The sequence below is a fragment of the Waltera sp. genome (assembly GCF_046969025.1).
Taxonomy (GTDB): domain Bacteria; phylum Bacillota; class Clostridia; order Lachnospirales; family Lachnospiraceae; genus Acetatifactor; species Acetatifactor acetigignens.
In genome coordinates this window covers 118,848-142,783 of sequence record NZ_JBKVQF010000006.1, presented here as the reverse complement: position 1 = coordinate 142,783, position 23,936 = coordinate 118,848, and the positions used below count along the sequence as shown (strand labels likewise).

Genomic DNA, 23,936 nt, shown 5'->3' with positions numbered 1-23,936 from the left:
AGCTGTTCGGCGGGGAGACTGTTCCGGTTCTTCCCGCTTTTCTTGTTTTCAGATAAAAATCAGAGGAGAGTGTGATATGGACACTGTTAGAAATCGAATCAAAGCTGTTCTCGAAGCCGTAGAGCAGATGATATATAGTGACAGACAACCGGTAATTTCCGTGAAGATCGCCAAAGCGGATTACCATTTTGAGGAGGAATTCCACAGAGAAGGAAAAGATTTCCGGGATTTCGGCCGCAATGAGACCTGGGGAGAGCTGGATCAGCATTATTTCTTCCTGGCAGATGTGGCGATCCCGGAGCAGATGGAGGGGCATACAGTCCGTGCCGTGCTGAATACCGGAGCCACAGATATCTGGAATACGGACAATCCCCAGATCATGGCTTATGTGAACGGCAGATTTGCAGCCACGCTGGATATGAACCATCAGTTTATCATTCTGTCGGAGCATGCCAAAGCAGGAGAGACTTACGAACTGGCTTTTTATGCGTATTCCAGTGCGTATGCAGGCACGTTTACCGGTACGAATTTCTTCCGCCTGGAGCTGGCAGTCTACCGGGAAGAGGCGGCGGGACTCTATTATGACATGCAGGCTGTCTATGAAGCTGCGGATCTTCTGCCGGAGGACAATCTATCCAGGATCGAGGGCTTTAAAGCACTGGAAAGATGCATAAATCTGTTGGATCTGCGCAGACCCGGATCCGCAGAATGCTTTGAGAGCATGAAAATGGCGGCGCAGGAGCTGGAAGGTACTTATTATGCCGACAGAAGACCGAATCCGGTGACGGTGCACAGTATCGGCCATACCCATATTGATGTGGCATGGAAATGGCCCCTGCGTCAGACCAGACAAAAGGCAGTGCGCAGCTTTGAGACGGTACTGAACCTGATGGACAGATATCCGGAATACCGTTTTATGTCCAGTCAGCCACAGCTCTATGAGTTCGTGAAGGAAGATGCTCCCGGGGTATTTGCCAGAATCAGGGAACGGATCAAAGAGGGCAGGTGGGAAGCGGAAGGGGCCATGTGGCTGGAGCCGGACTGCAACATTTCCTCCGGAGAATCCCTGATCCGGCATATCATCTATGGCCGCAGATTTTTTGAACAAGAGCTCGGTGCGGAAAAAAATGAAGTATTGTGGCTGCCGGATGTCTTTGGTTACAGTGCGGCGCTGCCGCAGATCCTGCAGAAATCCGGGATTCCTTATTTTATGACCACGAAAATCGGATGGAATGAGTTCAACCGGTTTCCTCACGACACCTTTCTCTGGAAGGGCATTGACGGAACGGAAGTGTTGACACATCTGATTTCTACCAGAAACTATCAGAAGCCGGGTGACCTGAAGATGGTGGGAAACCATTCCACCACTTATAATGGTCTGCAGAATGCCTCCCAGCTCATGGGTACCTGGCAGCGGTATCAGGATAAGGATGTGAGCACTGAGGTGCTGACCTGTTACGGCTATGGTGATGGCGGTGGAGGCCCCACAGAAGAGATGCTGGAGCAGAGCAGAAGGCTGGAGCACAGCATCGTGGAATGTCCTGCAGCAAGACAGACAGGGGTGAAGGAATTCTTTCATATTCTGGAAGACAAAATGGACAAAAAGCGTCTGGCGGTATGGGATGGTGAACTATATCTGGAATTCCACCGTGGTACTTATACTTCCATGGCACAGAATAAAAAATATAATCGTAAGGCTGAGTTCAAAAACGGCGAAACCGAGCTGTATGCAGCAATGGCATCACTTCTGGATCAAAAGTATCTCTATCCACAGGAACAACTGGAACACAGCTGGAAACTGCTTTTGCTGAACCAGTTCCACGATATTCTGCCCGGTTCCTCTATTAAGGAAGTGTATGAGGATTCCGCCGCACAGTATGAAGAGATTTTTGCTGCGGATGAAGAAATGATGAAAACAGCGAAGAAGAGCATCCGGGAAAAGCTGTTCCGGTATCGTGCGGAGAAGAATGAGGAGGTCTGCGCAGTATGGAATCCTTTGAGCTTTGCACGTACGGCACTGATCCGGAATGCAGAGGGCAGTTGGCAGAAAATAACAGCAGGACCCAGCGGTGTTACTGTGTGCAGAGCGGTGAACTCCGGAGAGGACAACTGTTTCACTGAGCTTGTAATGGAGGAAAACGGACGACCGGTAAGCTTCAAAACGCCCTATTTTACCGTAAGATTTGATGCCAATGCTGAGATCACAAGCCTGGTGGATATCAGGGAGGACCGGGAACTGATCCAAAAGGGCAGGATGGGTAACCGTCTCACCGTATATGAGGATCGGCCGGCAGAATTCGATGCCTGGAATATTGACGAGGGATATCTGGAGAAATCCTGGGATGTCATTGATGTGGAAGAATTCAAAGTATTGGAGAACGGACCGGAGACGGCGGCATTACATGTGCGCAGGCGGTTCCAGGATTCCATGATCGAACAGACCATTCGTTTCTACCGGCACACCGCAAGGATCGATTTTCAGACCAGAGTGGACTGGCAGGAACATCAACAGCTGCTCAGAGTATCCTTCCCTGTGGATATTCTGGCACATGAAGCGGATTATGAGATCCAGTTCGGCAATGTAAAGCGGCCGACACACAAGAACACATCCTGGGATCGTGCAAGATTCGAGGTATGCGCACACAAATGGGCAGATCTTTCCGAGCCCGGTTATGGTGTGGCACTGATGAATGACTGCAAATACGGTTATGATGTCCATGAGGGTGTGATGGGACTGACATTGATCAAGTCAGGTATTTTCCCCAATCCCGATGCAGATCAGGGACAGCATGAATTTACCTACGCATTGTTCCCTCATCAGGGAGATTTCCGCAAGGGCAGTGTGGTAAGAGAAGCTTACGATCTGAACTGCCCGATGGCATGGGAGAAGGTACAGGGTATCTATGAAGACAGCTTCTCAATGCTGCAGATAGCAGAGGAAAATGTGATGGCAGATACTGTGAAAGCAGCAGAGGACGGCAATGGCATCATCGTACGTATCTATGAGACTTGGGGAATGCGTACCAAAGTGCATGTGAACTTCCCACTTGCTCCGGATGCACAGGTAACAGTCTGTGACTGCATGGAGAATTTTTCCGGGGTGGAGAATGCGGATATGACCCGTGCACAGGACGGATGGAGCTTTACTATGAAGCCTTATGAAATCAAGACCCTGCGTATTGTGAATGAAAAAAAGTGAGAGGGTTACGAAGGAGAAAATTATGATCAATATATTAGAATACGGTGCAGTGGGCGATGGACAGACCAATGATGCCCCTGTCATTCAGAAAGCAATCGATACGTGTGCAGAACAGGGAGGAGGCGTAGTCCTCTTCCCCGGCGGCAGGACATATTCTTCCGGATATGTGCTGTTGAAATCCAATGTGGAGGTACATCTGGAGCCGGGCGCTGTCTGGAAAGCCAGCAGCAATATAGAAGATTATTACCCGCTGAGCAACAATGGTAAAATCACAGCCCATGAATCCGGCCTGCCTTCTTTCCTGAACAGTGAATATGCAGGACGCCCGTTCCATGCCTTTATCTATGCGCTGGGACAGGAAAATGTGACGATCTCCGGACAGGGTACCATTGATGGCAATGAATCTGTCTTTTACGGAGATGACTCGGGTTATCATATCGAGGGTTCCTATTATCCCAGAGTTCCGCTCCTGCTATTGGAGGATGTAAAGCATCTGACCATCAAGGAAGTCCGCCTGACGAACTGTGCCTTCTGGACAGTGCATCTGGTAGGCTGTAAGGATGTGCTGATCGACGGTATCCGCCTGCTGAATAATCTGAAGATGGCGAATTCCGATGGCATCGATCCGGATCACTGTCAGAATGTCCGGATCAGTAACTGTCACATTGAATGTGGAGATGACGCCATCGTATTGAAAAATTCCGGGGATTATAAGAAATACGGTCCCTGTGAAAATATCGTGGTCACCAATTGTACCCTGGTATCCACCAGTGCTGCCATCAAATTCGGCACGGAGGGAGAGTCTGACTTCCGGAATATTCTGGTGGAAAATTGCTGTATTTCCAGAAGTAACCGTGGAATTTCCATTCAGATCAGAGATAATGGCAACGTGGAAAATGTAATCTTTTCCAACATCATTATGGAGACCAGAAGGTTCTCTTATGAATGGTGGGGAAGAGCGGAGGCTGTCTGCCTGACTGCGCTGGATCGCAAACCCGGAGTTAAGGCCGGTAAGATCCGCAATATCCGCTTCCAGAATATTACCTGCGAGGGAGAAAACGGCATTTTCCTGCTGGGCAGTGAAGACAATTATATTGAAGATGTGACCTTTGAGGGCATTCGGCTGACACTGGATAAGAAATCCAAGTGGGAGATCAACGGCTACGATAAGAGACCCTGCCAGGGAGAGGGAGAGATCCACACAAAGATTTCCGGAATCTATGCGGATTATGTGAAGAATGTCTCCTTCCATGATATTCAGATCACGAAGAAAGAAGGAATCCTGCCTTTTTACGAGGAGGACGTGACACTGGGAAATGTAGAAAATGTACGGATCGATGTAGAAGAGCCGGAAGATGGGAGCCAGAATGGAGAAGAGTAATAGAAGGATCGCTCTCATCGGATTTGCAATCCTGATGGTCGGCCTGGGAATCAGTGACAGCCTGAGAGGTATTTTCTCCGGCATTTTTCAGACGCATTTTGCATTGACGGCAAAGGGGCTGTCCACGATCATAGCCGTAAGCTATGCGGGAAATCTGTGCTTCCTGCTGGCCGGAGGCAGAATCATGGATAAGATCGACCGCAAAAAGGCTTTTTTGGGATTTCTCGCAGTATGGATGTGTGCAATGCTGGTATTCCTGCTTACAGATAACTATTATGCATTGCTGGTGGGAATGTTCCTGGCAACGGGAGCTTCTACGCTGTTGAATACGTCCATTACACTGATCACACCGTTCATTTTTGCCACATCACCGGCCATGATCGTCAATGTATTGTTCTTTACGCAGGGAATCGGTACCAGCGGAGGACAGAGTCTGATCGGAAATCTGGCTAACGATTTTGGCGGATGGAAAGCTGTGACAGGGGTGCTTTTTGCCATCGGCGTTCTGGCGTTCCTGATCATTTTAAAACTGCAGATCCCGGACAGCGGAGAAGTGAAGAAGGCAGAAAAGGATCGGCAGGGAAGGAAAATGAAGGGAAACTACCTTTGGATTGTCATGGTGGTGATCTTTGGTGTATACTTTATTGCAGAACATGGAATGCTGAACTGGTTTGTGATCTACGGAACCAATGCGCTGGGACTGGAGCAGGGAAAGGCTGCCAATTATATGGCGTTGTTTTTTGGCGGAATGACGGTGGGAAGACTGGTCTTTTCTCCGTTGGTTGACCGGCTGAAGGTATTCCCGAGCATTGCCTTGTTTTCTGTGATTTCTGCAGTGCTTTATGCGGCAGGGATCTTCAGTGGGGCACTCTGGATGCTGAGTCTGGCCGGACTGTTCTGCTCGATCATTTATCCGACACTGGTTATGGCCATCGGGAGACTTTATGATCCGTCGCAAGTGTCTACGATGTCCGGATTGATCATCAGTGTGGCATCCCTGTTTGATATTGGATTTAACTATATTTACGGAGACATTGCTGAAAAAACAGGATATGGCAGGAGCTTTCTGATCATGCCGGCAGCAATGATACTCTTTACTCTGTTGTTTGTGCTGGTGTTCCATAAGCGGATCCTGAACAGGGAACAGGCATAGTAAAAAGTTGTATTGGGAGGATGTCAGAATGAAATTAGGCGGAATTGAAGCCGGCGGCACAAAGATGGTATGTGCCATAGGAGATGAGCAGGGAAAGATTTTCGACAGGGCAGTATTCCCTACGGAGACACCGGAGAGTACGGTGCCGAAAATGATAGCATATTTTCAGGATAAAGGAATCGAGGCACTGGGGATCGGCTGTTTCGGCCCAGTGGATCTGAATAAAAAATCAGCAACCTACGGCTATATTACCAGCACTCCGAAGCTGGCATGGAGATTTTATGATTTTGCGGGAGCGTTCCGGGAAGCACTGAAAGTCCCTGTAGGTTTTGATACAGATGTCAATGGAGCAGTGCTTGGCGAGGTACGCTTCGGCGCAGCCAAGGGGTGTGAGAATGCACTCTATATCACCATTGGTACGGGAGTAGGTGTAGGGGCATATATTAACGGCAGACTGCTGCATGGCCTGATGCATCCCGAGGGCGGACATATCTTCCTGCGCAAGCACCCGGAGGATACCTATGAAGGCTGCTGTCCTTATCACGGTGCCTGTCTGGAAGGACTGGCTTCCGGTCCTGCGATTCAGGGCAGGTATGGCAGAAAGGGAGCTGAACTGGCCGGAAGAGAGGATGTCTGGGAACTGGAAAGTTACTACATCGGACAGGCTGTGGCAGATTACATGCTGACTTACTCGCCGGAGAAGATCATTCTCTGGGGCGGTGTGATGCACCAGGAGAAGGTTTTCGACATGGTGAGACAGAATGCGGTGGAGTTTCTGAATGGCTATCTGCCGGAGACCAGCCTGCCGAAGGATATGTCACAGTATGTGGTGGCTCCTGCACTGGGCGAGAACCCCGGAATCATCGGTGCAATGTGTCTGGGAATGGATGCATACCTGATGGAATGCGGGAAGAATCTGTGAGGAGGCTTGATGAAGTAGCGGTTGATAATCCAGAGAGGGTGAGATCACCAGAGAGTTTTCGGCGATCTCGCCCTCTTTTTTGCGGTCCTATAAGGCAAGGATCTCGGGAGAATCCGGTTTCGTCGTGTCGGGGTTGGCACCGCCGAGACGCCGGGGGACTGTAAGTGGTGTGTGGAACGTTGCTGGGCAGTTCCAAGATTGCGGAGATGAAAACGTGTAACAAAGATTTGAAATTATGTAATAAATAATCATAATTTTGTCAATACACTTTTGGCACTAAAAGCGAAAAGTGCCGAAAATATTTTGGTGGATGACAGGCATAGAGTATGGCAACAGCAGGTTGCTTTTCATAACATGAATTTATCTATATGATATGAGAGATGAGCAAAACGAATTGATTTAACAGTTGGATTTGGCAGTTAGCTTTTGCAAATCGGAAAGAATGGGAATTTATGACATAGCAAAGCTGACGTAAGTCCAGAACCTACGCAAATGGGGAGATATGAATAGCTCTTTATTATGCGATCCGCTTTACAGCTTTAAGCTTACGATAGGATTGCCCTGTGCCGGTGGTGATTGCCGCAACAGCAACCGCTAACAGACTTATATGGGCAATTGTATTCAAGTTGGTAACAGATGATTTATTTCTTACCCACATACGTTCCTGCCCTGTATTTTTGAAACGTGAATTGTATCTTTCACATTCTGTACGAAGAGAGTAATTACTTTTGAAATATTTGCTGTCTCTGTCGACGGAGAGTCTTAAATCATCGGGAATGGTGATGTATTTTGTACAGCCGCGATGCTTCTTGCCGTTGTAAAAATTTTTGTGATGGCAGGGACAATCAGCGTCTTTGCTTGATTTTAGTGGGCAGCAGAATTTTTGGCGTGTACGTCCATTATCAGAAAATTTACCATCCTTCCACATGGCAAGCCCGGCATCGCAGACAGGATTTCCCTGTGGAAGAAGTTTTGGATTTTTGGTGGATCGTTTGTTTAATGGAATAATACATTCGCCTTGGTAGAGTTCCTGTACCTGATTATAGATATTTTTAACATCATAGCCTTTATCAGCAAGGAAGGTACATTCGGTTATCGGCAGAAAGGTATGTGTGTCAGCCAAAATATCAAGCGCAACAGTGGAATCATGGACATTGGCGGTAGTGGTCAGTTCATAAATGGGAAGACCTGAAATACAGTCAACAAGGACGTGGTTTTTGTACCCCCAGTAGAATTCATACTTTTTCTCGTTTGTTTGGTTAGAAGCAGTATGTACGCCAAGTTTGCAATCAGTATCTGCTTTGGGCTGGTTATCAGGCTTAAATTTGTTGGATAGAAAAGATTTAGGATTATTCTGTGAAGTGTTTGCAGCAATCGGAGTAGAGTCCAAACCAATAAAAGATGTATCAACAATACCTTGTTTTGAAAGATAAAGAACTTGGGATTTCATAATGGATGAAAGTACACCGTTATCAAGCTGTTTTAGAAAACGATCAAACGTCCAGTAAGAAGGCAACGGAGCAGAAATATCAAAACCGCAGTAATGGGCGATTAGAAGGTTGTTGTTAAGATAATCAACAAGATCCGTAATCATTGAAAAGCCTTCACATTTCATAACGATAAACGAACAAATCATGGCATGATTGGAAAAGCCTTTTCGTCCGGTTTTAGGGAATTCAGGGACAAAGGATAAATCGAGATTCAGAAAAAGTGAATCGTAAAACTTTGCAACTGGTTGTGAAGTGAAAAGACGGATGTCTTTCAAAATTTCTTGACGATAGATAACAATCAGCTCCTCTCGGTGAATTGATTTTGACAACTTAATTATACCATTTGGAGCTGGTTGTTACTATAAATTTGGAGTGATAAAAGAGGTTGCCATGCCTCGCAAACATGCATAAATACTGAGTATGTGGAGTTTTGCTCATGGCTAATATGATATGGTTATGGAGGTGATGACTATGGAAACAAAAAATATAATTTTGAAACTTCGCACAGAAAGAGGAATGTCACAGGACGAGCTGGCAGATAAAATCATGGTTACAAGGCAGGCGGTATCGCGTTGGGAAAACGGTGATACCGTTCCCAATACTGATACACTTAAGCTCTTATCAAAAGAATTTGATGTTTCCATCAATACGCTTTTGGGAGAACCCAGAAAGCTGATCTGCCAGTGCTGTGGAATGCCAATTGATGATGATTCCATATTGGGACGTGATAAAGATGGCACATTAAATGAGGAGTATTGCAAATGGTGCTATGCAGATGGAACATACACATATAATAATATGGATGAATTGATTGATGTGTGTGTAAAGAATATGGTAAATGAAAACTTTACCGAAGAACAGGTACGTTCTTATCTGAAAGAAATGCTTCCCCAATTGGATTACTGGAAAAGGTATGATGAACTTAGTGACAATGGGCAGTTTGAAGAGTTTAAAATGCAGTTGATAAATGAAATAAATGATCTGCATATAGACGGACTTCCCAGGGTAGATAAACTAAATGCACTTGTGGGGAAACATGTGAATCTGGAATATAGTCTGCCAAATGGACAGAAAATGAAATTCCTTGATGATCAGAAAACCTATCTGGGGAACCAACTGGAGTCTGAATACGGAGGAGACAGATGCTTTGGCATTCTGGCAGGTATGGATTTTATTCTGGTATGTACATATGAGAAGAATGGTGAAAATCCGGAGCTTCTGATTTATAAAAAGAGATAATGTTAACAAAAAGAAAATTTCAGCTAACAAAATAGTGGTTTAAGCCGCTACTGCTTCCGGATGAAGTGCATTCCGCAGATATCTCGGCAGTCTTGATTCAAAATCAGCAGTAAATACAGCCAACTGCTCATTGCTGAGCTTTAGGATTTCCTGAAGGCTTGCCATTAAGGCATCCATCAGGATACTAAGTGATCTGCAGAAAGTAATGGGGTTCTTTTTTGGAAAAATATTGTGTAGGGGTCATGCCGTAGTGTTTTTTAAAAACCCGGTAAAAATAAGAAACGCTTTGGAAACCACAGGACTTGCTGATGACAGAGAGAGAATTGCCGCCCTGTTCCACCTGGTGTATGGCATGACGGAGGCGAAGCTTATTAATATATTCTTTTACGGTGAGGGATTCTGTCCGCCGGACAGCCCGGTGGACATAGCTTTCGGACACACCGCAGGATTCGGCGATATCCCGGACGGTCTGAAGCGTTGTATAGTTTGCGTTAATATAATTAATGATCCGCTGAAAACCGGAAGCTTTATTCTCACTGACAGAAATTTCATTTTCAAGAGGATACTGATAGCGAAAAGCTGCCAGATCTGTAAGAATCTGTGCAAGCAACAGGTAGGCAGTGGGAGATTTGCAGCAGGAAGCTGCGTTCCAGTCGACGAGCTTTTGTCTGTAATCCTCGGGAATGAAAATAATCGGTGCCTTGAAACAGGTCAGGTAGGAAGATACTACGGCAGGTAAAAAGTATTTTTCAAGATAGACTTTTGAAAAATGGATGCAGATCCCGGTATAATCCGTGTCACCGACGCTTCGGTGAGAGATATTGCTCTCAAACAGGCTTGCCATGCCGGCTTTTACCCGGTAGGTGATATCGCCGATGGTAACCAGACGCTCCCCGGAGAGCAGAATATAGATTTCATAGTTGGTGTGGTGATGCGAATAGGGCATGGACCATCCTTTTTTTGTATCTTCATAGGAAATTTCAAAATCTTCGCATAAAAAAGTTCTTCTATCTGTCATTTCTGATTCACTCCTCTCAGGTATTATGATGTCGGGGTCAAAAGCCCTTAACTTTGATGCCTACGGATTGTTCCGTGCTTATGGGCTTAGACCTTTCGCCCCTGGCATCATATTATATCAAAAAGGTTCAGAATAATGCAATAAATATAAAAAATAGTTCATGATAGTGAATTTAAAACACTAAAGTTAAGCTATATAATGATTCCGTGATCAAGGAGAAAACATCAGAAAATTTACTATGGATCTGCTAGGGGATTTTCTGTATGGAAAAGGGTCTGTGGGATGGAGCTTATATGAGAATATTGTTGAATGGAAAATGGCATGTAGTACTGGAGGACGGAACCACGGGACAGATGGATCTGCCGGGGACGTTGGATGAGAACGGGATCGGACATAGAGATGTGGGGGCGAATCAGTGGCATCCGGATGCGGTACTGGGGAATGCGGCGGGAGAGATAGACAAAGATGCACCGATCGCTACGAGATTTACCAGGCGGCATACCTATGAGGGAGAAGCCAGGATCAGTCGTAAGATAACGGTACCGGATTACGGAACCGACAGGCTGTTCGTACTGGCGGAGCGGGCACGGGCACTCCGGCTGCTAGTGGATGGAGAAGCGTGTTCGGTGTTCCGGCAGGGGACACTAAGTACACCTTATATTTTTGAACTCACCGGGGCGGCACCGGGAGAACATGAATTTACGTTTCTTTCGGATAACAGCTATCCGGGAATGCCCAAAGCTGCCATCTATTATTCTTCCGCAGCGACGGATGAGACACAGACAAACTGGAACGGGATACTTGGCGAATGCAGCATGTATACCAGACCGCAGAATTTTATAGACAGCCTCCGGGTATATCCGAGAGCGGTGAAAAAGGAAGAGAAAAATAAAGCAGGCGGATATGTGCTGGATGTATGTGTGGAACTGGCACCTGGCGCAAAGAAAGTATATAAAGATGCGAAAATCATATTACAGTCAGAGGCTCTGGCGGCAGGAGAGTTAGAAGACACACAGACATTGACGGAAATTATCAGCTATTCCGGGGAGGGATTAGCGGAAGCCGGAACAGATAAAGAGGAGAATCCGAAAACAATGGAAATCTGGTTCCGTGATCTGCCTCTGCGGGAGAATGTGAAACTGTGGGACGAAGATGAGGGCAATCTCTATGAGATGGCTGTAACCCTGGACAACGGTATGTCAGCAGAAGATAAAGGCGGTAGCACTGCTGAGTGCAGGACCCGTTTCGGCATCCGCTCTTTTGGTGATAACGGCAGCGGCAGACTGGCACTGAACGGCAGGGCAATTTTTCTGCGGGGTGAGGCAAATTGCGCAGAATACCCGGAGACCGGGCATCCACCCATGACAATTCCGGAATGGAAAGAGATGTTATTAAAATATCGCAGTTATGGAATCAACTTTGTAAGATTCCATTCCCACTGTGAGCCGGAAGCTGCGTTTGCGGCAGCGGATGAACTGGGAATGCTTCTGCAGCCGGAGCTGTCTCACTGGGATCCGAAGGATGCCTTTGGAACGGAGGAAAGCTATCGGTATTACCGGGCAGAACTTGTGGACCTATTGAAAACCTATGCCAATCATCCCTCTTTTGTAATGCTGACACTGGGCAATGAATTGCAGGCACAAGATGAAGGCAGAGAACGGATGCGGGAACTGGTCAGAACGGCGAAAAGGATGGATCCGACCAGACTGTATGCGAACGGATCCAATGCCTTCTATGGTGAAGAAGGATGTGACCCAGAGAGCGATTTCTATACATCGCAGAGTTGCAAGGATGTGGTGATCCGCGGAACATTCTCCGGCATGCGGGGGTATCTCAATGAAAACTATCCCTCCGCAGATCGAACCTATGATGAGGCGATGGCAGAGATACGAAAAGAGTATCAGAAGCCGGTATTCAGTTTTGAAGTGGGGCAGTTCGAAGTGCTGCCGGATTTTGAGGAGCTGGAAAGCTTTCATGGAATATCGGATCCGGTGAATCTGAAACTGATCAAAAAACGTGTAGAGGAACGGGGACTTTTGCCCACATGGGAAAAATACGTAGAAGCCACCGGAGAACTGTCGAGGCTGGCATACCGGGAAGAGATTGAAGCAGCTATGCGGACGAGAGAGCTTTCAGGGATTTCGCTCCTCGGACTGCAGGATTTCCCGGGGCAGGGGACGGCACTGGTAGGCATGATGAATTCCCATTTAGAACCGAAGCCCTATGATTTTGCCAGACCGGAAAGGTTCCGGGAATTTTTTCAAGAGTGTAGGATTTTGGTAAAGCTGCCACATTATACCTATGAGGCAGGAGAACGGCTGATCGCAGAAGTGGAAGCAGCGAATTTCGGCAAGAGAAATATCGAAGGAGTATTTTGCTGGACCCTTGCGGGAAAAAAGAGTGTGTCTGAGAATGGAAACTGTGAGCCGGCGGAGATAAAAAGCAAAAATACAGTTATCGCAACCGGAGAAGATACAGAGATAACAATCTGCCGCCCTGGAAGTTATACAGAGGTAGGAAGTCTGGATATTCCGCTCGACTTTGTGGAGAAGAATACCGCACTCACGCTTAAGGTGCGCATCGGTGACAGTATCAGTGCTTATCCGATATGGGTGTATCGAAAGACCACTCCGGTATGCCCGGAAAATGTATATGAGACCAGAGCCTTTGATGTGAAGACGAGAGAAATCCTTCAAAATGGTGGAAGAGTCTATCTGTCTCCGGATGCAGACAAAGAGAGTCTGCCCAATTCCATTAAAACACAGTTTACGACGGATTTCTGGTCGGTGGGAACTTTTGCAGATCAGGAAGGCGGTATGGGGCAGCTGATCGATACGGAGCATCCAATTTTTAAGGAATTTCCGACGGATTTTCATACGGACTGGCAATGGTGGATTATGGCAACGAAGCGGGCGGTGATTCTACCGCATCCCATGAAGACGATCATTACGGAGATGGACAGCTATGCATTCTTACGTCCCATGGCACAGATGATAGAGTTTCGATGCCTGAAGGGAAAAGTATTGCTATCCACCATGGAATTGCATAAGAGTCAGCAGTATCCGGAGGTGAGGGCACTGCAGGCGTCAATTTATACGTATCTGTCGGGAGAGAATTTTGAGCCGGCGGAGGAAATAACGGAAGAAGAGTTAAGCATGCTGGTGCGAGGTTAAAATAATATCGGGCGGCGGAAAGAAAGCTGCACGGAGATAAAAGGAGGAAACCATGAATAAGGTTCAGGTCTGGGAAGAAAAAGTGATCATTCCCACATACGAAGCAGGAAAGCCGGATAAGAATCCGATGTTTTTGGAGAAACGTGTCTATCAGGGAAGCTCGGGAAGGATCTATCCCCACACGGTGATTGAGAAGATCAGCGATGAGAAAGTGGATAAGGAGTATACAGCGCTTTTTTTGGAGAACGATTATCTGAAAGTAATGATGCTGCCGGAGCTGGGAGGCAGGATCCAGAGAGCTTATGACAAGACAAATGGCTACGATTTTATATATTACAATCATGTCATCAAACCGGCGTTAGTGGGACTGGCGGGACCATGGATCTCCGGCGGTATTGAGTTCAACTGGCCGCAGCATCACAGACCCAGTACCTTTGATCAGGTGGAATATACCTATGCGGAAAATGAGGACGGGAGCGCCACAGTCTGGATGGGAGAGATTGAGAACATGTTCCGGACCGAAGGAGTGCTGGGCGTGACCCTGTATCCCGACAAGGCATACATCGAATTGTCTGTAAAGCTATATAACCGGACGAAAATGCCCCAGACCTTCCTGTGGTGGGCGAACCCTGCAGTAGCGGTAAATGATGACACCATCTCCGTATTTCCGGAGGATGTGACGGCGGTCTATGACCACGGCAAGCGGGATGTTATCAGCTTCCCCTATGCGGAGGGAACTTATTATAAGCATAAATACGACCATGTGAATATTGCCCAGTATAAAAATATTCCGGTGCCCACCTCCTATATGGCATATCGTTCCGATTACAATTTTATAGGGGAGTACGATTACGGAAAACAGGCAGGACTTCTGCATGTGGCAGATCATCATATTGCTCCCGGGAAAAAGCAGTGGACCTGGGGATGCGGAGAATTCGGCAAAGCATGGGACCTTGCACTGACCGACGAGGACGGTCCGTATATCGAACTGATGACAGGCTGTTTTACGGATAATCAGCCGGATTTCACATGGATCCAGCCCCAGGAGACCAAGAATTTCAAACAGTATTTTATGCCCTATAAAAATATCGGCTATGTGAAAAATGCTACGATCGATGCGGCGGTAAATGCGGAATATGATGAGACAAAGGGGCAGCTTACGGTATCGGCCTATACCACTTCCGTGCAAAAAGGGGCACATATACTGCTGACATTGCCGGGAGAAAACGGCAGACAGGAAAAGGTACTGTATGAGGAAACCTCAGATCTGTCACCGGAGGAAACTTATGAAGTAAAGATCGACCGTGAAAAATTGCAACAGATACCGACATTTGCAGAGGGAGAGCAGAATGGAACAGAGGTACTCTGCGGTCTGCGGGTATGTGTTTGTGCCGCAGATGGGAGAGAACTGGTCTCTTACCATTTTCCGAAAAAAATTGAAGCGGAAGTGCCGGAACCGGCGAAGGCAGCGCTACTTCCCGAAGACTGTGAAACCACGGAGGATCTGTTCCTCTACGGTCTGCATGTGGAACAATACCGGCATGCCACTTATCATCCCGAGGATTATTATCTGGAGGGGCTGCGCAGGGATCCTACCGATATCCGTCTGAACAATGTCTATGGAAGATGTCTGCTTAAAAAGTGTGATTTTGCCGGGGCAGAAAAGTATTTTCGGAAGGCAGTGGAGAAATCCATTCGTTCCAATCCAAACCCTTACGATTATGAGCCGTACTATAATCTGGGACTTTCCCTGAAATATCAAGGGAAAGAAAAAGAAGCCTATGATGTCTTTTACAAGGCCATCTGGGGTGGCAGCTTCCAGGCACCCGGATTCTATGAACTGGCCTGTCTGGATGCAAAAGCGGGAAGATTCGCAGAGGCTCTGGAGCATGTAAATGAATCTATTCTCAGACAGTACCAGTGTATGAAGGCCCGTGCATTGAAGGAAAATATTTTAAGAAAACTGGGAAGAGTGAAGGAAGCAGAAGAATTACATAAGGAGAGTCTGAAGATCGATCCGCTCTATGACAGACAGCCGGAGAAAATCAACCATAACACCCTGCTGGAGCTGGTGATCGATCTCTATGAGGCAGGAGACTACGCACAGGGAATCACCCTTGCCGAAAAATGGGTGAAACAACAGAATGTATCACGGCAAGAGGATATTTATCCGCTGGTATATTATTATATTGCTTACGGATACCAGAACCTGCATAGGAAAGAAAATACGGAACAGGCAAATTGTTACATGACAATGTACGTGACATTGGGAGAAAATGCTGCAGCGGATGGCTGTTTTCCTCACAGAACGGAAGATTATATCGTGTTAAAGAGTCTGGCAGAAGAATATCATCTGGCCATGGCTTACTATTATCTGGGATGCCTGCTCTATGACAGGAGAGTGTACGACGAATCCATAGAAGATTATGAGGAATCGATTCTCCGGAGTCCGGATTTCCCGACGGTACACAGGAATCTGGCACTGGCATATTACAATGTGAAAAAGCTGCCGCAGAGAGCGTACGAGGAAATGGAGAAAGCTTTTGCACTGGATGAGACGGATGCCAGAGTGTATCTGGAACTGGATCAGCTGAAAAAGCGTCTGAATGTTGCCGTGAAAGAACGATGGAGTGATATGGAAAAACATTTTGACCTGGTGGAAAGCAGGGATGATCTGTATCTGGAGTACGTGACAATTTTAAACACTCTGGGAGAATCTGAGAAGGCTCTCAATCTGATCAAAGCAAGGAAGTTCCATCAGTGGGAAGGCGGCGAAGGCAAAGTGGCAGCCCAGTACCTGACCGCCCTGTATCAGCTGGCAAAAGCGGCTGCGGCAGAAGGAGAATATGTAGAAGCCAAAACAATTCTCCTGCAGGCAGTGGATGAATATCCCCAAAATCTGGGAGAAGGGAAATTGGAGTCTGCACAGGAGAATAATCTGCATTATCTGCTTGGACTGGTGCAGGAAAAGCTGGGAGAGACAGAGGAAGCTTTTGCAAGTCTTACGAAAGCCTGTCACGGAGAGTCGGAGCCGGTGGGCATGATGTATTACAATGATCAGCCCCCCGAGATGATCTATTATCAGGGACTGGCGTACCGGGCACTGGGTGACGAAGAACAAGCAGTGGAGAGATTCCGGAAACTGGAGGATTATGGAAAAAAACATATCGGGGATGAAATAAAAATAGACTATTTTGCGGTATCCCTGCCGGATCTGCTGATCTTTGAGGAGAACCTGGACGAGCGGAACCGGAAGCATTGCCTGTTCATGATGAGCCTGGGACTTAAAGGACTGGGACGGTCAGACGAAGCGGAAAAGTGTGCGGAAGAACTACTTGCCATGGACAATGCTCATCAGGGAATCCGGGTACATGATCTGTAAAAAAGCTTGAAAAGAAAGACTTGAATAGGAAGGCTTTTGAGGAAAGGATTACAAAATGGAAAACATGGGAAAAGAGGTATATAGCTATAACAGCGAATGCTTAACCTGCAACGACAGACCGATCCTGCCCATCATGGGAGAATTCCATTTCTCCCGCTATCCGGAAAAGGAGTGGAGATCTGCCCTGGAGAATATGAAACTGGGCGGAGTGGAGATCACAGCCACTTATGTCTTCTGGATCCATCATGAGGAAGCGGAACGAGAATGGGATTTTTCCGAAAGGAGGAACCTGAAAGCCTTTCTTAACTGCTGTCGGGAAGTGGGAATGAAGGTATGGCTCCGCATCGGTCCGTGGGCCCATGGAGAGTGCAGAAACGGAGGCTTCCCGGACTGGCTGGTGGAGAAGGAAAGACGGGGAGAACTGACTTTGCGGACGGACGATCCACAGTATCTGAGATATGTCGATGTCTTTTTTACCAAAATCGCAGAGCAGGCGGAAGGGTATATGCATAAGGACGGCGGTCCGGTCATCGGTATACAGATCGAGAATGAATACGGACATGCCGGCGGTCCCTCCGACAGGGAAGAGGGTATGGCACACATGCGCACGCTACGTGCCATGGCGGAGAAAAAGGGACTGGAAGCCCCGTATGTGTCGGCAACCGGCTGGGGTGGTGCCTATGTGCCGGGAAGTTTCCTGCCGGTGCTGGGCGGGTATGTGGATGCCCCGTGGGCAAATCATACCCATGAACTTGCGGCAAGCGAGAATTTCTTGTTTCAGCCTTTTCACGACGATGCCAATATCGCATCGGATTTCGCCGAAGGACAGAGCGGTTTTACATTTGATACGTCAAAATTCCCTTACCTGACGGCGGAACTGGGCGGGGGACTGCAGGTGACGGCACACAGACGCCCCTACCCTTACCCAGAGGATATCGAGGCACAGACAATCTGTATGTTGGGAGCAGGGGCAAATCTGATCGGGTATTATATGTACCACGGCGGCGTGAATCCTGACGGAAAATATACCACCCTGCAGGAGTCGAAGGCGACCGGCTATGCCAATGATCTTCCTGTGAAAAGCTATGATTTTCAGACGTGCCTGCGGGAAAACGGTCTGCCGTCAGAAAGCTATTATCGACTGCGCAAGCACCATACTTTTATCAAAAATATAGAAGAACTGCTGGCACGGGCGAAAGTGTATCTGCCGGATAATATCCCCGAACCCATGGATGCAGAAGATATGGAGACGCTGCGGGCAGCCTTCCGTTATAATAAAACGGCGGACTGTGGATTCTTATTTATCAATAATCACCAGAGAAAGCGGAAAATGACAGAGAAACAGATCACACCGGAAAAGCCATTACAGTTTACGGTGACAGATGTTGAAGGAACACAGAGGCAGATTAGTTTCGACCGGATTCATGTACGGACGGATGCAATTCTGGTGCTGCCTTATAATCTGCCGGTGGTGATACGGGGAGAGGAGTTGCGGCTTCGAAAAACCAACGCTTCTTATCTGGGATGCTTTGGCGGAATTTATTATTTCTATACGGATGAGAAGCCGGAGGATATTTATTTCGAGTGGAGTGATGGCAAAGATCCTGCGGAAGCGGTAAGGATCCTTACCACACATGCTGCAGAGCATTTTTGTTATGTGGAAGAAGGGGCAGATGAAAAGGGTAAGGTGAGTCTGCTGCCGGATCTGCACTTTACGGAAGCCGGTAAGGTGCAGATCACGGATGTCGGACAGACAGTGGAAAACATCTGGAACGTATATGGTCAAACAGAACCGAACGTCTATGAATTAACCTTGGAATATGAGTATCATCCGGCGGATGCACTGTCAGGTGATGTCTGGCTGGAACTGGATTTCGGAGGGGACTGCGCACGCTTGTATCAGGACGGAAAAATGATTGACGACTGGTTCTCCAATGGTGAACTATGGCGTGTGGCTCTGAAACGCTACGGCTGCCCGACACAACTGACGCTGGAACTCGATCCGTTCAAAATGGATGTCTATTACGATCTGCCACCGAAGCGGGAGATGCGTCTGGCAGGGGCAAGACTGTTGCGGTTGAGTTGACCGGAACCCGGTCTGGCGGGACTCATTTGGGAAACAGAAGGATAAAAAAGAGGACACGTATATGAAAGACATGACACAGGGAAAACCGTTAAAACTGATCATCGGCTTCGCCGTACCGATGCTGATCGGTAATATATTCCAACAGGTATATAATGTGGCGGACACAGTGATCGTGGGAAGATTTTTGGGCGAGAGTGCTCTGGCGGGGGTAGGAAGTACAGGAACCCTGACCTATTTTCTGCTGGCGCTCGTCAGTGGCATGTGTAACGGTGCCGGACTGGTGGTGGCGCAGTGTTTTGGCTGTGGCAATAAAGAGAGACTGGCGAAGACTGTGACGGCACTTGTCTGGGTGGCAGGTGGGCTGACCTGCATCATGTCACTCATCGGAATTTTCGGCGCGGAATTTTTCCTGCGGCTTTTAAGCGTGCCGGAAAATGTTATCGGCTATTCTGCTACGTATCTGCATATCATTTATACTTTTGTTTTCGGCAGTGTGGTCTATAACGGCTGTGCGGCGATCTTAAACAGTGTGGGGAATTCGAAGACTCCGCTGCGGGCGGTGATCGCTTCCTCGGTAGTGAACATCGTGTTTGACCTGTTTTTCATCATTGTGTGTAAGATGGGAGTAGCGGGAGCAGCTTATGCGACGATTCTGGCACAGTGTACTTCGGCGGTGATCTGTTTTGTGAAAGTAAGACAAGTGAGAGAAGAGATCGGATTATCTCTGATGAAATGGAAACCGGAAGTCCATTATATTCAGCTGGTGGTGAAGACCGGATTCCCGGCGGCATTCCAGTCCTGCATGATCGCACTGGGCGGAATGAGCGTCCAGAGACTGGTGAATTCCTTCGGATCCTCTACCATGGCGGCCTATGTGGCGGCGAACCGTGTGGACAGCGTGGCGATCCAGGTCATTGTCTCCATCGGAACGGCATTGTCGGTATTTACCGGGCAGAATATTGCGAAGAATCAATATGACCGGATCCGGGAAGCCCTCTATAAGACGCTGGCGGTCATGGTGGGAGCCAGCGTCTGTATTGCGACACTGGTGCTGATCTTCCGGGTACAGCTGATGAGCCTGTTCCTGGATGCCGGCGAATCGGCAGAAGCCATCGGCATCGGCTGCACCTATCTGGCCATTATCGGCGTGGCTTATGTGATCGCGGGGGTGATGCAGAGCTACCAGAATGTGATCCGGGGAGCCGGAGACGTCAATACCTGTATGGTAGCGGGACTGACGGAGCTGTCCGGCAGGATCGTGTTCGCGTATCTATTGTCCGGAACCCTGGGCGTCACGGGAATCTGGATCGCCACTCCTCTGTCCTGGAGTTGTGGCTGTGTGATTCCGGTGATCCGGTATTATTCCGGCAAATGGAAGCACAAGAGGCTGGCCTGATGACCGGAGTGGCCGGAACACAGAGGGGCTATTCCGGCCGCATCCATCCGGCAAATTCCAGAATGGACTGGTTCTCAGCCTTTTTCTCGCTCTGCTGCATCTGCTTGCGGTATTCTCTGGGAGACATCTGCATAAGTTTGATAAAGTAGCGGTTGAAACTGGACACGGAATGGAACCCCACCATCTCGGAAATGTCCAGAATAGAGTGTTCCGTACTGCGTAACAGGATACAGGATTTTAAAATCCGGGTGTTGTTGACGTAGTCTAACGGTGAAGTTCCCATAATATCATGGAAAACCCGGCGGAAGTGCGTCGGGCTCCAGTGGCAGAGATCGGCCAGATATTCGATCGAGAACTGTTGCATATAATTTTTCTCAATATATTCCAGAGCGGGTGAGATCACCAGAGAGTTTTCGGCGATCTCGCCTTCTTTCTTACGTTCCTGTAAGGCCAGTATTTCAAGAGAGTCCGGTTTGGCCGTGTCGGGATTGACACCGCCGAGACTTTCGATCCGGTACAATTCAATATAGAGGGAGCATAACAGGCTTCTGGCACTGATCTGATAGCAGGGATTCTGCTCTTCCAGCTCGTGGATGATATGAGATACCAGATAGTTGATGTGGGGAAAAGCCTCTTTGCTGAAAATATAACGGAATGCTGGGAAACCGTCCGTGGACAGGTCGTAATTTTTCCAGGAGGCGGGGAGGAGATTGCGGAACAATTCCTTCGGATCCAGGAAAAGATAAGACCAGTGGCTTTTCGTGCCTGGTGCACTGTAAGTGGTATGTGGAACATTGCGGGGAAGAACGGTGACATCTCCGGCATGGAAAGTCTGTTTTTCTCCGTTGATCTCCAGCGTACCGCTGTCGGAATGACAGATCCCAATCTCCAGACAGTTATGAAAATGAAGGCTTCCGCTGGGAATATCGGAAATCTTCCAATAATCACCGGACAGAAGCAGTACCGGGAAGTGTGTTGGCAGATAATAACTTCGGTATTCTGTGACAGCTCGTTTGGATTTCGCCATAGTGTGCCTCCTGTTCCAGAGTTTCCTGAATAGCTTTGTGCATCCTGTATGATGATGCAACGGAAAGACATGCTGCAGTAGAAATAATGTCTATACATTATATATAACAATTAAAATGGATAAAATCAACCATTATGTTGCGAAAATGACTTTTTTAGGGTTGGCAACGTTTCCGTGGAAGAGATTAAAAAAGGCTAAAAATACCGTGAAACAGCGAATCCTACAGCAAAAACGCTCCAAAATTCACGCAAAATTTACGAAAATGCAACGAAACTTCAATACTTACGAAAAACGACCATGATCTATAATGGTTGTTTTTGCATAGTTTTCTATATTGATTGATTAGAAAAATATGACAACATGTATGATAATATGCTTACAAGGTTACAAAAAATGTACAAAATGACGAGAAAATATAGTTGACACTTGAGGAGGTTCGACATGGCGAAGAAGAATGCAGCCAATGTGGTGGGAGTGAAAACGAAAACCACGTGGAAACAAGCTTTTAAAAGAGACTGGCAATTGTATCTGCTGTTACTGCTTCCACTGATTATGGTATTTGTATTCAGTTACGGAGCATACCCGGGATTGCGGATGGCCTTTATGGATTATAAACCGGCGAAGGGATATGCAGGCAGCGAATGGGTGGGCATGAAGACATTCGTTAAGATATTCAAGGATGCCGATTTCATGAGAGCACTTCGCAACTCCATAGTGTTTAACCTGGCGGATCTGATCATCGGTTTCCCGATGCCGATCATTCTGGCACTGATCCTGAATGAATTAAGATATCCGAGATTCAAGAAAGTGTCCCAGACGATCCTGTATCTGCCGCACTTTCTTTCCTGGGCCATCATCGGAAGCGTAGCGATGACAATGTTCCGCCCCAACTCCGGTCTGGTGAATATCCTGTTAACCAATATGGGAATGATCTCTGAAGGAATCCCGTTCCTGAATGAGAAATGGCACTGGGCAATCACTTATCTTCTGATCGGTGTATGGCAGACAATGGGATGGGGCACCATCCTCTACCTGGCAGCGATCACCGGTATCAACGGAGAATTGTACGAAGCAGCCATGATCGACGGTGCGAACCGTTGGAAGAGAATGTGGCACATCACGCTTCCCGGTATCAAGAGCACGGTAGTAACACTGCTGATCTTAAACCTCGGACGTGTTATGGGAAGTAACTTAGAGCGACTGACCGCATTAGAGAATTCGCAGGTCAAGGACTTCCAGTATCAGCTGGCTGTCTACATATACAATAAAGGTATCGGAGCCGGAAAGTTCAGTGCGGCGACCGCAGTTGGTCTGTTCCAGTCACTGATCGGACTGATCCTGGTTCTGTTATCCGATAAATTTGCCAAGAAGCTCGGCGAAGATGGATTACTGTAGGAGGTGGGAGAGATGAAGAAAAAAGAAGTGAATATCAACGAAGAATCTACCTCTGCAGGCGGAGCCCATGCGGTCAACAAATTCCGCATCAGCGATTTTGTCATGATGGCAGTGATCGTTATCCTCTGCGCCAGCTGCGTATTACCTTTCCTGCATGTAGCAGTGAAATCCATTTCCGGCAATACCGCAGTAATGTCCAAGAGCGTTTACTTCTGGCCCAAGGATATCACCTTCGATGCTTACAAGAAGGTATTTGCAGACAACTCCATGACCTATTCCATGATCTTCTCGGTGATCGTTACCGTGATCTTCACGGCTCTGGGAATGCTGGTATGTACCTGTGCCGCTTATCCTCTCTCTAAGAAGAGATTAAAAGGTAAAAAGCTACTGACTTTCCTGCTGATGGTACCAATGTATTTCAGCGCCGGCATCATCCCCAGCTACCTGTTATATCAGAAGCTGCATGTGCTGGATACCATGTGGGTATTGATCTTACCTCTGATCTATTCCCCGTACAACATGCTGATCATGAAGAACTACTTCCAGAGTACGATTCCCGACAGCTTAGAGGAATCCGCTTTCCTGGATGGCGCAAGTAACTTCCAGATCCTGAGCAAGATCGTATTACCGCTGTCCAAACCGATCCTGGCAACGTTGTCTCTGTTCTACGCCGTAGGCCGTTGGAACTCTTACGCAGACAACATGTACTACACCAAGAGTGCTAACCTGAAGCTGATCCAGTACAAGTTATATCAGCTGGTGGCATCCGCAGCAGAAGCACAGACTTCCTCCCTGGCAGATACCGGCAGTGCGATCCAGTCCACTCCCGAAGTATTACAGGCAGCAAGTATCATGTTTGTAACAATTCCTATCATTATTATTTATCCTTTCCTGCAGAAGTACTTCGTACAGGGTACCATGATCGGAGCAGTTAAGGGCTAAAAGTTAAAAGGAACAAAACAACCAAGTTAGTTTTCCCCAAAACCGGGGGTACACATAAAACTATGTATAATTTTTAAGGAGGAAAATCCTCTCCTCGCCAGGGACTCGGATTTTTCCTTCGGAAAAACAAGGA

Annotated in this window: 15 protein-coding genes; 11 read left to right on the top strand and 4 right to left on the bottom strand. The window is 47.5% G+C overall.

Annotated features, from left to right (window positions below; translation table 11 throughout):
- Positions 1–76: 76 nt before the first annotated feature.
- Genes ACLTOH_RS04920 through ACLTOH_RS04905 form a run of 4 tightly spaced genes read left to right on the top strand, consistent with a single transcriptional unit; the run spans position 77 to position 6,655 of the window.
- Entirely contained in the window at positions 77–3,199 is a 3,123-nt protein-coding gene (locus ACLTOH_RS04920; protein ID WP_412223509.1) for an alpha-mannosidase, read from the top strand.
- A gap of 22 nt (positions 3,200–3,221) precedes the next feature.
- On the top strand, positions 3,222–4,580 hold the full coding sequence (locus ACLTOH_RS04915) for a glycoside hydrolase family 28 protein (RefSeq protein ID WP_118538093.1): 1,359 nt from the start codon (positions 3,222–3,224) through the stop codon (positions 4,578–4,580).
- A complete protein-coding gene (locus ACLTOH_RS04910) occupies positions 4,567–5,733 on the top strand; it encodes an MFS transporter (protein WP_412223508.1) in 1,167 nt (388 codons plus the stop codon). The genes ACLTOH_RS04915 and ACLTOH_RS04910 overlap by 14 nt, the downstream gene beginning before the upstream one ends.
- A gap of 28 nt (positions 5,734–5,761) precedes the next feature.
- Entirely contained in the window at positions 5,762–6,655 is an 894-nt protein-coding gene (locus ACLTOH_RS04905; RefSeq protein WP_227734002.1) for an ROK family protein, read from the top strand.
- Between the two features lie 517 nt (positions 6,656–7,172).
- Here the strand turns inward: ACLTOH_RS04905 and ACLTOH_RS04900 are convergent.
- A complete protein-coding gene (locus ACLTOH_RS04900) occupies positions 7,173–8,474 on the bottom strand; it encodes a transposase (RefSeq protein WP_412223507.1) in 1,302 nt (433 codons plus the stop codon).
- 142 nt (positions 8,475–8,616) lie between these two features.
- Between ACLTOH_RS04900 and ACLTOH_RS04895 the strand changes: the two genes are divergently transcribed.
- The gene (locus ACLTOH_RS04895) at positions 8,617–9,384 is read left to right on the top strand and encodes a zinc ribbon domain-containing protein (protein WP_412223505.1); all 768 of its coding nucleotides are present in this window, start codon (positions 8,617–8,619) and stop codon (positions 9,382–9,384) included.
- A gap of 39 nt (positions 9,385–9,423) precedes the next feature.
- Here ACLTOH_RS04895 and ACLTOH_RS04890 read toward each other — a convergent pair whose 3' ends face one another.
- Both ACLTOH_RS04890 and ACLTOH_RS04885 read right to left on the bottom strand, forming a co-directional pair.
- Positions 9,424–9,549: a hypothetical protein gene (locus ACLTOH_RS04890; RefSeq protein ID WP_265104439.1), complete on the bottom strand. Its 126-nt coding sequence runs from the start codon at positions 9,547–9,549 to the stop codon at positions 9,424–9,426.
- A 19-nt stretch (positions 9,550–9,568) separates the two neighbouring features.
- Positions 9,569–10,402, bottom strand: a complete 834-nt coding sequence (locus ACLTOH_RS04885; protein WP_118538090.1) for a helix-turn-helix domain-containing protein — start codon at positions 10,400–10,402, stop codon at positions 9,569–9,571.
- A 263-nt stretch (positions 10,403–10,665) separates the two neighbouring features.
- On the opposite strand from ACLTOH_RS04885, the gene ACLTOH_RS04880 reads away from it, so the two are divergent.
- The 4 genes from ACLTOH_RS04880 (at position 10,666) to ACLTOH_RS04865 (ending at position 20,439) form a co-directional block, all read left to right on the top strand.
- Positions 10,666–13,575, top strand: coding sequence for a glycoside hydrolase family 2 TIM barrel-domain containing protein (locus ACLTOH_RS04880; protein ID WP_262593224.1), 2,910 nt, complete (start codon positions 10,666–10,668; stop codon positions 13,573–13,575).
- Between the two features lie 52 nt (positions 13,576–13,627).
- Positions 13,628–16,957, top strand: coding sequence for a DUF5107 domain-containing protein (locus ACLTOH_RS04875; protein WP_412223503.1), 3,330 nt, complete (start codon positions 13,628–13,630; stop codon positions 16,955–16,957).
- A 55-nt stretch (positions 16,958–17,012) separates the two neighbouring features.
- Positions 17,013–19,043: a beta-galactosidase gene (locus ACLTOH_RS04870; RefSeq protein ID WP_412223501.1), complete on the top strand. Its 2,031-nt coding sequence runs from the start codon at positions 17,013–17,015 to the stop codon at positions 19,041–19,043.
- 61 nt (positions 19,044–19,104) lie between these two features.
- Positions 19,105–20,439: an MATE family efflux transporter gene (locus ACLTOH_RS04865; RefSeq protein ID WP_412223499.1), complete on the top strand. Its 1,335-nt coding sequence runs from the start codon at positions 19,105–19,107 to the stop codon at positions 20,437–20,439.
- 28 nt (positions 20,440–20,467) lie between these two features.
- Here ACLTOH_RS04865 and ACLTOH_RS04860 read toward each other — a convergent pair whose 3' ends face one another.
- Complete coding sequence (locus ACLTOH_RS04860; protein ID WP_227063465.1) at positions 20,468–21,466, bottom strand: AraC family transcriptional regulator; 999 nt, start codon at positions 21,464–21,466, stop codon at positions 20,468–20,470.
- A gap of 441 nt (positions 21,467–21,907) precedes the next feature.
- Between ACLTOH_RS04860 and ACLTOH_RS04855 the strand changes: the two genes are divergently transcribed.
- Both ACLTOH_RS04855 and ACLTOH_RS04850 read left to right on the top strand, forming a co-directional pair.
- A complete protein-coding gene (locus ACLTOH_RS04855; RefSeq protein WP_412223498.1) occupies positions 21,908–22,861 on the top strand; it encodes an ABC transporter permease in 954 nt (317 codons plus the stop codon).
- 12 nt (positions 22,862–22,873) lie between these two features.
- Positions 22,874–23,803, top strand: a complete 930-nt coding sequence (locus ACLTOH_RS04850; RefSeq protein ID WP_118502869.1) for a carbohydrate ABC transporter permease — start codon at positions 22,874–22,876, stop codon at positions 23,801–23,803.
- Positions 23,804–23,936: the final 133 nt, after the last annotated feature.